This is a genomic window from Lutispora sp. (assembly GCF_041687175.1).
Classification (GTDB): Bacteria; Bacillota; Clostridia; order Lutisporales; family Lutisporaceae; genus Lutispora.
Map to the genome: position 1 here is coordinate 3,743 of NZ_JAWLCK010000082.1, position 9,234 is coordinate 12,976.

Below are 9,234 nucleotides of genomic sequence, written 5' to 3' on the forward strand. Positions count from 1 at the left end.
GTCACGGGTCACGAGTCAGGACGGGAAAGGAATACCCCAGGCAATGCACCAAGACCCAAGAGGAATACCCTATAGCGAATGGATGTGATAATCATGAAAGTCAGAAACATCGAAAAAACCAATACAGAACATATAGCCTCTAGGAAGGCCAAGGACGAGGCTTCTATATCCTTTCGTGAGGTCATGTCCACTCGTAGAGACGAGATGGATGTGGAGAGATTAAATCGGCTCATGGAAGATGTGGATGCCCAAGGTAAAGTGTTGGCCCAATCTATGACCGTTGAGGATTTGAGAGATTATAAGAAAAAGGTAAAAGAGTTCCTCTCCGAAGCTGTTAAATATGGGTTGAAGATTCAACAAAACAGAGGATTTAACAGAGGTGGGAGGATGAAAATATATAAAATCGTGCAAAAAGTGGATGATAAATTGCTGGAGCTGACGGATGCAGTAATAAACAAGCAAGAGAAGGGAATAAAGGTATTAAGCCTTATAGGAGAGATCCGAGGGTTGCTCCTTGATGTATATGCCTGATATGTGTACCTGGTGTAAGTTTACAACCGACTTGTAGAGAGTCGGTTTTTTATTTTTTGTATCAGTGCTTCTATAATGGCCTTATCCGCGGAAATATGGAAAAAGACCGGTCGGAAAGGCCAAAATGGATAAAAACACAATACTGGAGAAAGCACATCCATTGATTATTTCGTCAATTAACAAATATGCACTAAGCAAGGGTGAGTTTGAAGATTTGTATCAGGAAGGTGTAATAGTTATCTTGGAGTCTTTAGAAAAATATGATGAGACAAAAGCTGCAGATATATTTTACTATCTTAAAATGAAGCTTAAATATTTTTATCTGAATTATGGTAGATACTATAAAAAGACTGTATCCATTAATGAACCCATAGGGGAAGGGATAGAGATGGGGGATACTTTGGTTGATGAATCTAGCTATATCGAAGAAGCTGTATTATCAAACATTGAAGTCAAAGAAGCATATAAAGCTCTTATGAATTTAAACTATGAAGATAGGTATATAGTCGAGGAAAGTATTATGAGACAAAGAACTCTGGATGATTTAGCAAAGGAGTTAGGTATGAGCAGGACAACCTTGTTTCGAAGAAGAAAGAATGCAATAAAGAGAATATCTAATAAGTTGGGTAATTAATCCAATTTATGTAACATATGCAAAAAATTCAATTATTTATTCTTTGAAGTAAATAAATCTCCTGCTCCTGTTTTATAAGGCGATTATCGATTTTTTTAATATCTTCCCACATGTAATTAAGCTCAGTCTTGATGGATTTGACATCACTTTTAAGCATCTTTACATCATATTTAATCGCCTTAACCTCTCCTTCTAATCTTGCCTGACCTGCTTTTAAATCATTAACATCTGTCCTTAATTCACTAACATCTGCCCTTAACCCATTTATATCTGTCCTCAGCCCTTCCTGACCTGTTCTAAGATCTTCATGGCTCCCTTTAAGCTCTCTGATGTCAGATTGCATATTTTCTAGGATTTGTAGAATTCTTTCCTCATTATTCATGACATAACCCTCCATTTACTTATAATAAATTTATCAGTTTTTATAGATAAAATCAATAATCTTTAAGCTCCATTTTCAAAGCCGTATATCTGTGAATTATTTCATCTAATTCCCTGCTCAAAGCCAGCACCTCATCATTCAGAGGATCTAATGTATTCATCATCATATTATGTAATTTGTCTCGCATCTGATCGATTGCGATTTCCAAACTTTTTAACTCTTTATACTTATCATCTAAACTATTCAAAAAAGTCACCCCCAGTGCATTTCTAGTGGACATATTGTCCACTGCTTATTATATTATAATGGACATTATGTATAATGTCAATATGATTTTGTACACTTTGTCCAATCTATTATAATTTAATCTTCTGTGATAAAATAAGATTGATGAGGTGGTTTTTATGGTATTTGCTAAACGACTTGCTATGCTCCGTGAAGAGAAAAGCATGTCAAGGAGAGATCTTGCAAAAGCACTAAACATATCTTATTCGTCGGTATCAAAGTATGAAACTGATGTTAGATTTCCTGATCAGGAAACTCTAAAGGCAATAGCTGATGTTTTTCAAGTGTCAATTGATTATCTTCTGGGAAGAACTGATATAAGAAACTTTTATGAGAAATCGGATGTTATAGAAAAAGATTGTGTTTTAGAAAGTGGAGCACATGATAGTTACTATAATATCGGTCTGCCTGATGAAGCTATAAGACAGATAAACGACTATATAGAGTTTATCAAGCAGAAATATAAAACAGAAGGGAATTAAGTATTTTGTACTAAAGCATATTATTAAATTACCATATTTTTCATAAGTTGTCAATAATGATTTTCCGGTAATTATTATACCGGAAAATTTTTTTGCTTTTTTGCGGAAAATTCTCTGCCCAGCAGTTATTTATATAGCGAAGGGAGGTGATATGAATGGCAGTAGAAGCAATGGTAAAAAGCGTAAAGCTTCAGATTAAATACCTTGGTCAGGTGGTAGACGGCAGACAAACATATATCACAAAGACCTACAGTAAGGTAAAACCTGAAGCTCTCGATCAAGACATCTATGACGTGGCAGGAACTATAGCCGGACTTCAGACTAATGCTGTATATAGCATAAACAAGGCTGAAGACTCCGAGCTGGTGGAGGCTTAGTATTACAAGCCCTAGCATATTGGAAAGGAGGTGTAGTATATGGCTAAGAAGCTGGAAATGGTGTTTAGAGATGCTGTGGGAAAAACAATGAAGATAAGTGTGGATAATGCAGATGATAATCTAACTGGAGAATCTGTGAAAACAGCTATGGAAACCATCATAGCAAAAAATATATTTGCAACCGAAGGCGGAGATCTGGTTGCTATAGATGGAGCCAGGATAGTGGATACTAACATTCAAGAGCTGGATGTAGAATAGACTAGGAGGGAGATATAATGGAGGAAATTTTTAATGGAGTAGCAAATGTAGGTTTTCCTATAGCAGTATCCATCTATCTCCTTATGAGAATAGAAGGGAAAATGGAAAACCTGACTAACTCCATTAATGAACTATCCAGAGTAATAGCTTCCAGGTTTGATAAATGAAAGGCTGGGACCTGATGGTCCCAGCTAATACTCTTTTTGTATCATTTCTATGAAAACAGAGGCAATATCAGGATCAAATTGAGTACCTCTGTTTCTTTTTATTTCTTCTATAGCTTCTTCAATGGTGAAGGGCTTTCTGTATGGTCTTTTTGATGTCATAGCATCGAAGGCATCTGCCAAAGCTAAAATCTTAGCCTCCGTTAGCATATTATTTCCTTCCAGCCCAAGGGGGTAACCCTTTCCGTCAAACCTCTCATGGTGTTGGTAGACTATTTCCCTTACATTATCCAAATAATCTATATCTGACAATATTTCATAACCTATGGTAGGATGCTTCTTTACAATAGAGTATTCCTCTGGTGTAAGCCTGCCAGGCTTGTTTAATATGCCTTCCGGTACTCCTATTTTCCCTATATCATGAAGTATGGCAGCAATCTTTATTTTACTAAGCTTTTCATCACTAAATCCCAGGTATTTTGCAGTTTTCAAGGAAAGTTCCGTGACTCTGTCGCAATGTCCCTTTGTATATGTATCTTTAGCCTCGATGGCCTTTGCCAAGGCTTTTGCAGTGTATTCATAAGTTCTCTTCAAGTCACTGTAAATCTTTGCATTATAAAGAGCTGTAGATGCAATGCTTGCAAAGGAACATAAGATTGACAGCTTATGTTCATCAAAGGCGTTTTCCTTGAAGGTATCCACAATAAATACTCCAATGACTTCATCATTATACATAAGAGGAGATGCCATTTCTTGTTTTGTTTCATCATGTACAATGATTATGTTGTCAAAACTATTGACATCCTTTATAAGTAAAGCTTTCTTTTCTCTTGCACAGAGAGCACAGACACCTTTACCGTCAAGAGCTAATTCTATATTTAATAAGCCTTCAATAGCTGGTCCATTCCAATGCTTCATAACCAAGGATTTTTTCTCATCATCCAGCAGCAATATGGCAAGTATATCATAATCAAGTATTCCTTTTAAAAGGTCACCCATATCATGAAACAATGTATCAATATTAAGGTTTGAGTTTATTTTTTTTGAAATAGCATATAAGGCTGATATTTCCTGATTTATATCCTGGAGCTCTTTTTGAGATTCATTTAACTTCTTAATATAGCTGGTAAGCTCGTTGTTTATGGCATATGTTTCTTCATATAATGCTTCGATCTCGTCTTTTTGAAGTCTTATCTGGGTAAGCATCTTCTCTTTTTCCAATGAAACTTTTCTGGCAGCAGCAACTTCTACTGAAGCTGCTTTATTTTTTTTAATAACATTGTAATAAAGATATGCCATTATAGAAAATACTGCGAATAATGCTATGTATTTGAGTAAATCGACTGTCTTCATTTCGCACTTCCTATCTTATGTCTTAATAAACTTATTATACCAATTGAGAATGATTTTGAACAGACAATCTGTCGAAGAGTGTAAAATATTGTGAAAAATAGTACTAAAGAACTAAGAAAAAGGGTAATTGACACCGAACATATGTTCGTATATAATTAATTCAAAAGTGGTAATTTCGCCCAGAAGGAGGTGGCTTGATTGGATTTGAACTTTTTTCAACAATATGATATTTGGGGATTTACTCCTGAATATTTCCAAGGCATGGGGGAAGTAACCAGGATAATTGTACCGGAAGGGCAGGATCAGATTCTGTCTATGACTATGCGAAGTTTCCGAAATAATCTATGTCGTTTTTATTCCATTGACTATTATAGTTTAAGAAGAAAATATGGTCAGATAATCGGAAGTGTCAATTGTGTACCTCTGCCCATAAGCAGCACCAAGGTATTTATACAGCTGAAGGTAAGAACTCCCAGATTCAGAAATGATTCTGCCATGGGATATTTGGACATGGTTTCAATAGCTCAGTTGAGAGAAGCAAGGGATAACAGAAAAACGGAGATTGTGCTTAAAGACGGAAGAAAATTAGAAGTATTATGCAGTATGGCAACGGTAAAGAAACACATCAAGAATGCCAGGCTGGTTTTGGAACATTATAGAAATGAGAAAGGTCTCACTGCCTATCCCGAGGTGCTGGAAAGACTTTATTCAAATTTGGATAAGCCGGCCACCAAGGGGGATATTGTAATATTGGCAAGGGAAATACTAACCATTAAAAACAGTTTAAAGGCCCATGAAAATAGGTTATAATTAAGAAAAAACGAACGAGGGTATTGGCATGGATGAGATTCAGGGCATGATAAGTGAAGTGGTCTTTAGAAACGAAGTAAATGGTTATACGGTTTTGGAGCTTCAGGATGATGATGTAGAAACCACTGTGGTAGGATATTTTCCCTATGTAAATATTGGCGAGACCATAAGGGCTGCAGGTGCATGGGTGGAGCATCCAGATTATGGAACACAGTTCAAGATGGAGGCCTATCAGGTTGTAACTCCAGCCACATTAAATGGAATAGAAAGATATTTGTCTTCAGGATTGATACCAGGCATAGGAGTTGTAACTGCAAAGAAGATGGTGGAGAAATTTGGCCTGGATACCTTGGATATAATTCAATACAATCCTCAGAAGCTTACTGAAATAGATGGCATAGGACAAAAGAAGGCTCAAAAGATCTACGATGCTTTTCAAGAACAAAGAGAGCTCAAGGATATAATGCTTTTTCTTGAGGGTTATAAGATAAGCCCGGCCTATGCAGTCAGGATTTACAAAACCTATGGGGCTAATACCATAAAGGTTATAAGAGAGAATCCATATAATCTGGCAGATGATGTATTTGGCATAGGCTTCAAGATGGCAGACAGAATAGCCCAAAGCATGGGTATCCCCCTTGATTCGGACTACAGGATAGCCTCCGGAACCAGATATGTGCTGAATCAATTTCATAACAACGGTCACAGTTATGTGCCCCAAGATAAACTCATAAAGACTGCAGCAGAGCTTCTCAATGTGAGAGAAGAAGCTGTTGAAAATATATTGCTAGGTTTATATATAGATAGAAAAATCGTAGTTGATACTTTGGATGACATAAAGGCAGTGTATTCCATAGCATTCCACAGAGCTGAAATAGGTGTTGCCAGGAGGCTCCTGACCTTGGCTCAATATCCGATCTCTGAAGCTAGATTTGACATAGATAATGAGATTAACAGAATAGAGGAAGAGGACGGCATATCCCTTGCTGCAAACCAGAGGGAAGCGGTGGAGAAGGCTGTAACAGAAGGGTTGCTGGTGGTCACTGGAGGACCGGGAACAGGCAAAACCACAACTATAAAGACAATCATAAGGCTTTTTGAGAGGATGGGTCTTTCTGTGCTTCTGTGTGCACCTACAGGCAGAGCTGCTAAAAGAATGCAGGAGGCCACAGGGAGAGAAGCCAAAACCATACACAGGCTTTTGGAATATGGCCATGGAGACAAGGATGAGGATATGATGTTTCAGAGGAATGAGGATTCGCCTCTGGAGGCAAATGTAATCATTGTGGATGAGGTATCCATGGTGGATATACTATTGATGAACAATCTCCTTAAGGCTATAAGCGAAGGTACAAGGCTTATTCTGGTAGGGGATGTGGATCAGCTACCTTCTGTAGGTCCTGGCTGTGTATTAAAAGACATAATAAACAGCCAGGCGGTAACGGTGGTAAGACTCAACGAAATATTCAGACAGGCACAGGAGAGTCTTATAGTGGTTAATGCCCATAGGATTAACAAGGGTGAAGCTCCCATACTCAATATAAAGGACAAGGACTTTTTCTTCATGAGGGAGGAAAGCCAGGCAGGGATTCTGGAAAAGATAAAGGAGCTTTGCAAGGATAGGCTGCCTAGATATTCGGGCTACAGCAGCAATGAAGGTATACAGGTTCTGTCTCCTATGAAAAAGGGGCTCTGTGGAGTTATAAATCTTAACACAGAACTTCAGAGGATATTGAATCCGCCCCATTTCACCAAAAATGAAAAGACATACAGAGACACCATATTTCGCGAAGGGGATAAGGTGATGCAGATAAAAAACAACTATAAGATGAAATGGCAGAGCTTGTGGGATTCGGATTACGAAGGCGAAGGAGTATTCAACGGGGACATGGGAGTAATTTCTAAGGTAGACAATGAGGAGCAAATAATCGAGGTCATATTTGACGGCGAAAGGCTGGTGAGATATGAGCCCTCTGATTTGGATGAGCTGGAGCTGTCCTATGCGGTGACGGTTCACAAGAGCCAGGGTTCTGAATTTCCCGTATTGGTCATGCCTGTCATAGCAGGGCCTCCCATGCTGCTCACCAGGAATCTTCTATATACAGCCTTGACCAGGGCAAAGGAAATGGTAGTACTGGTGGGACAGGAAAGATGCATTTATTCCATGATAAAAAACAATTATGTGACGAGGAGGTACTCAGGCCTGGAGTATAGGCTCCGAAGGCTTGGGAACTGGGATGAATATACTGAGATTTCTTTATCCCGCAAAGAATAAATGTATATTGTGCGGCGTGAAATGTGAAAAATCTTTGTGCAATATTTGCAGCACCTCCATCCAGTTTATTCATGAGAGAAAATGTATGAAATGCGGAAAAGGTTTGTCTGAGGACTATGATAAAAATATTTGTCCTGATTGCTTAGAACGAAACTACAGTTTTCACTCAGCCTATTCCTGCTTTTATTATGAAGGTGCAGGGAGGGAATTGATCCATAAGCTGAAATATGAAGGAATACTGGAAGTCGGCAAGATTTTGGCAAGATATATGGCATATGAAGCAAAGGCAGAGAATCTAAAAGCTGATATAATAGTACCTGTTCCTATTCATGAGTCAAAGCTCTCGAGAAGAGGCTTCAATCAGGCTAAGGTCATAGGAGAACACCTTTCCAATATGATGTCTATCCCCATGTGGGACTGCCTTATAAGGAAAAGGGACACCAAGGAACAATCTTCTTTGGATAAAACGGGAAGAAGATTAAATGTGATTGATGCATTTTCTCTAAATATGCTATATAATGTAAATAACATGAGAATTTTGCTCATAGATGATATATATACCACAGGCAGTACTGTGGATGAATGCAGCAAGGTACTTTTGGCATCTGGAGCGAAGCAGATAAATGTTTTGACTGGAGCTGCAGGAGTAAATACCTGATTTTGGAGGTGGAACGATGCCAGAACTGAGAAATTGTATTAGATGCGGAAAGGTTTTTGCCTATACATACAATCCTGTATGTAATAAATGCCTTGAGCAAGAGGAAGAAGAGTTTAAGCGCGTAAAGGAATACATCTATGAAAATCCAGGGTCTACAGTATTTGAAGTATCAGATGCTACAGGAATATCAGTGGAAAAGATAATGAAATTCCTGAGGGAGGAAAGATTGGAGTTAAGCTCGGATAATACTAATTTACTCCTTGAATGTGAATCCTGCGGAAGACCGATTAAATCAGGAAGATATTGTGAGGAGTGCAAAAACCAGATTGCCAGTGAGATGAAAAGAGAATTTGGTCTAAACAAAAGCAAACATGAATATGCAAAAACATCAGGAAAAGAAAGAATGCATGTCATTAGGAAGAGGGAAGGCAGATAGCGCCTTTCTTTTTTTTATTCATCTATAAACTATTCAGTGTTTTTTACCGATAAATAAAATGAGTAGAAGATATATGAGGTGATAAAATGGGGATTAACTTTGATAAAATTCCTGGAATAAGCAAAATATATAAAAGTTTTTCTGTTGAAAGGAAAAAAGGAGTAAGAGACATATCCTCAGTGCAGGGCAAGAGGGATGAATTGACCATATCCCAGAAGGCGAAGGATTATCAGATAGTGTCCAAAGCTATAAAAGCCATGAATCAGATTCCCGACATCAGAGAGGATAAAGTAAATGAAATCAAGCAGAAGATGGACAAAGGTCTGTACGACATAAATGGAAAGGACATAGCTGAGAAGATGCTGACAGGTGGATTTGATAAAAAGATATGATGATGAGGAGATGCTGTCATGGATAATTTAGATAAGGTAATACTTTATTTGGAAAAAGAAAATAGCATATATGAGAAGCTTTTATCCATATCAAAAGAGAAAAAGGATATCATAATAGATGGCAAAATCAATGAATTGGACAGCATTATTAAGATGGAAGGCAACCTTATAATGGAAATCAGCAAACTGGAGGATGA

15 protein-coding genes and 1 pseudogene are annotated in these 9,234 nt (G+C 37.8%); 13 read left to right on the plus strand and 3 right to left on the minus strand.

Annotated elements, in window-relative coordinates; genetic code table 11:
* Positions 1-93 precede the first annotated feature (93 nt).
* On the plus strand, positions 94-531 hold the full coding sequence (locus ACESM9_RS11175; protein ID WP_372998384.1) for a YaaR family protein: 438 nt from the start codon (positions 94-96) through the stop codon (positions 529-531).
* A 124-nt stretch (positions 532-655) separates the two neighbouring features.
* Complete coding sequence (locus ACESM9_RS11180; RefSeq protein ID WP_372998387.1) at positions 656-1,165, plus strand: sigma-70 family RNA polymerase sigma factor; 510 nt, start codon at positions 656-658, stop codon at positions 1,163-1,165.
* A 28-nt stretch (positions 1,166-1,193) separates the two neighbouring features.
* Here the strand turns inward: ACESM9_RS11180 and ACESM9_RS11185 are convergent, their stop codons facing one another.
* Both ACESM9_RS11185 and ACESM9_RS11190 read right to left on the minus strand, forming a co-directional pair.
* Positions 1,194-1,547, minus strand: coding sequence for a hypothetical protein (locus ACESM9_RS11185; protein ID WP_372998390.1), 354 nt, complete (start codon positions 1,545-1,547; stop codon positions 1,194-1,196).
* A 52-nt stretch (positions 1,548-1,599) separates the two neighbouring features.
* Positions 1,600-1,794: a Spo0E family sporulation regulatory protein-aspartic acid phosphatase gene (locus tag ACESM9_RS11190; RefSeq protein ID WP_372998393.1), complete on the minus strand. Its 195-nt coding sequence runs from the start codon at positions 1,792-1,794 to the stop codon at positions 1,600-1,602.
* A gap of 157 nt (positions 1,795-1,951) precedes the next feature.
* Between ACESM9_RS11190 and ACESM9_RS11195 the strand changes: the two genes are divergently transcribed.
* From ACESM9_RS11195 to ACESM9_RS11210, 4 genes are all read left to right on the plus strand, one after another.
* Positions 1,952-2,314, plus strand: coding sequence for a helix-turn-helix domain-containing protein (locus ACESM9_RS11195; RefSeq protein WP_372998396.1), 363 nt, complete (start codon positions 1,952-1,954; stop codon positions 2,312-2,314).
* A gap of 155 nt (positions 2,315-2,469) precedes the next feature.
* Positions 2,470-2,691, plus strand: coding sequence for a DUF1659 domain-containing protein (locus ACESM9_RS11200; RefSeq protein WP_372998399.1), 222 nt, complete (start codon positions 2,470-2,472; stop codon positions 2,689-2,691).
* A 39-nt stretch (positions 2,692-2,730) separates the two neighbouring features.
* Positions 2,731-2,949: a DUF2922 domain-containing protein gene (locus tag ACESM9_RS11205; protein WP_372998402.1), complete on the plus strand. Its 219-nt coding sequence runs from the start codon at positions 2,731-2,733 to the stop codon at positions 2,947-2,949.
* Between the two features lie 17 nt (positions 2,950-2,966).
* Positions 2,967-3,116 carry a YvrJ family protein gene (locus ACESM9_RS11210; RefSeq protein ID WP_372998405.1) on the plus strand — a complete coding sequence of 50 codons (150 nt, stop codon included), beginning with the start codon at positions 2,967-2,969 and terminating at the stop codon, positions 3,114-3,116.
* Between the two features lie 24 nt (positions 3,117-3,140).
* Here the strand turns inward: ACESM9_RS11210 and ACESM9_RS11215 are convergent, their stop codons facing one another.
* A complete protein-coding gene (locus tag ACESM9_RS11215; protein WP_372998408.1) occupies positions 3,141-4,466 on the minus strand; it encodes an HD-GYP domain-containing protein in 1,326 nt (441 codons plus the stop codon).
* A 198-nt stretch (positions 4,467-4,664) separates the two neighbouring features.
* Between ACESM9_RS11215 and ACESM9_RS11220 the strand changes: the two genes are divergently transcribed.
* From ACESM9_RS11220 to flgN, 7 genes and pseudogenes are all read left to right on the plus strand, one after another.
* Positions 4,665-5,276 (plus strand): hypothetical protein, encoded by a 612-nt coding sequence (locus ACESM9_RS11220; protein ID WP_372998411.1) that lies wholly within the window; start codon positions 4,665-4,667, stop codon positions 5,274-5,276.
* Positions 5,277-5,304: 28 nt separating this feature from the next.
* The gene (locus ACESM9_RS11225) at positions 5,305-7,551 is read left to right on the plus strand and encodes an ATP-dependent RecD-like DNA helicase (protein WP_372998414.1); all 2,247 of its coding nucleotides are present in this window, start codon (positions 5,305-5,307) and stop codon (positions 7,549-7,551) included.
* Positions 7,514-7,636 (plus strand): annotated as a pseudogene (locus tag ACESM9_RS11230) (hypothetical protein); the annotation flags it as partial. The gene ACESM9_RS11225 and the pseudogene ACESM9_RS11230, both read left to right, overlap by 38 nt.
* Entirely contained in the window at positions 7,637-8,209 is a 573-nt protein-coding gene (locus ACESM9_RS11235; RefSeq protein ID WP_372998430.1) for a ComF family protein, read from the plus strand.
* Positions 8,210-8,225: 16 nt separating this feature from the next.
* Positions 8,226-8,645 (plus strand): TIGR03826 family flagellar region protein, encoded by a 420-nt coding sequence (locus ACESM9_RS11240; RefSeq protein WP_372998419.1) that lies wholly within the window; start codon positions 8,226-8,228, stop codon positions 8,643-8,645.
* 86 nt (positions 8,646-8,731) lie between these two features.
* Positions 8,732-9,037 carry a flagellar biosynthesis anti-sigma factor FlgM gene (gene flgM, locus ACESM9_RS11245; RefSeq protein ID WP_372998423.1) on the plus strand — a complete coding sequence of 102 codons (306 nt, stop codon included), beginning with the start codon at positions 8,732-8,734 and terminating at the stop codon, positions 9,035-9,037.
* Between the two features lie 18 nt (positions 9,038-9,055).
* Positions 9,056-9,234 (plus strand): flagellar export chaperone FlgN (flgN, locus tag ACESM9_RS11250; RefSeq protein ID WP_372998427.1); only part of this gene is annotated, 179 nt, incomplete at its 3' end.

Bases quoted from the DNA above. Each gene is read 5' to 3' on its own strand.
- ACESM9_RS11235 (WP_372998430.1), top strand. From the start codon at position 7,637: ATGAAATGCGGAAAAGGTTTGTCTGAGGACTATGATAAAAATATTTGT.
- ACESM9_RS11185 (WP_372998390.1), bottom strand. From the start codon at position 1,547: ATGAATAATGAGGAAAGAATTCTACAAATCCTAGAAAATATGCAATCT.
- ACESM9_RS11175 (WP_372998384.1), top strand. From the start codon at position 94: ATGAAAGTCAGAAACATCGAAAAAACCAATACAGAACATATAGCCTCT.
- ACESM9_RS11215 (WP_372998408.1), bottom strand. From the start codon at position 4,466: ATGAAGACAGTCGATTTACTCAAATACATAGCATTATTCGCAGTATTT.
- flgM (WP_372998423.1), top strand. From the start codon at position 8,732: ATGGGGATTAACTTTGATAAAATTCCTGGAATAAGCAAAATATATAAA.
- ACESM9_RS11205 (WP_372998402.1), top strand. From the start codon at position 2,731: ATGGCTAAGAAGCTGGAAATGGTGTTTAGAGATGCTGTGGGAAAAACA.
- ACESM9_RS11180 (WP_372998387.1), top strand. From the start codon at position 656: ATGGATAAAAACACAATACTGGAGAAAGCACATCCATTGATTATTTCG.
- ACESM9_RS11200 (WP_372998399.1), top strand. From the start codon at position 2,470: ATGGCAGTAGAAGCAATGGTAAAAAGCGTAAAGCTTCAGATTAAATAC.
- ACESM9_RS11195 (WP_372998396.1), top strand. From the start codon at position 1,952: ATGGTATTTGCTAAACGACTTGCTATGCTCCGTGAAGAGAAAAGCATG.
- ACESM9_RS11225 (WP_372998414.1), top strand. From the start codon at position 5,305: ATGGATGAGATTCAGGGCATGATAAGTGAAGTGGTCTTTAGAAACGAA.
- ACESM9_RS11210 (WP_372998405.1), top strand. From the start codon at position 2,967: ATGGAGGAAATTTTTAATGGAGTAGCAAATGTAGGTTTTCCTATAGCA.
- ACESM9_RS11240 (WP_372998419.1), top strand. From the start codon at position 8,226: ATGCCAGAACTGAGAAATTGTATTAGATGCGGAAAGGTTTTTGCCTAT.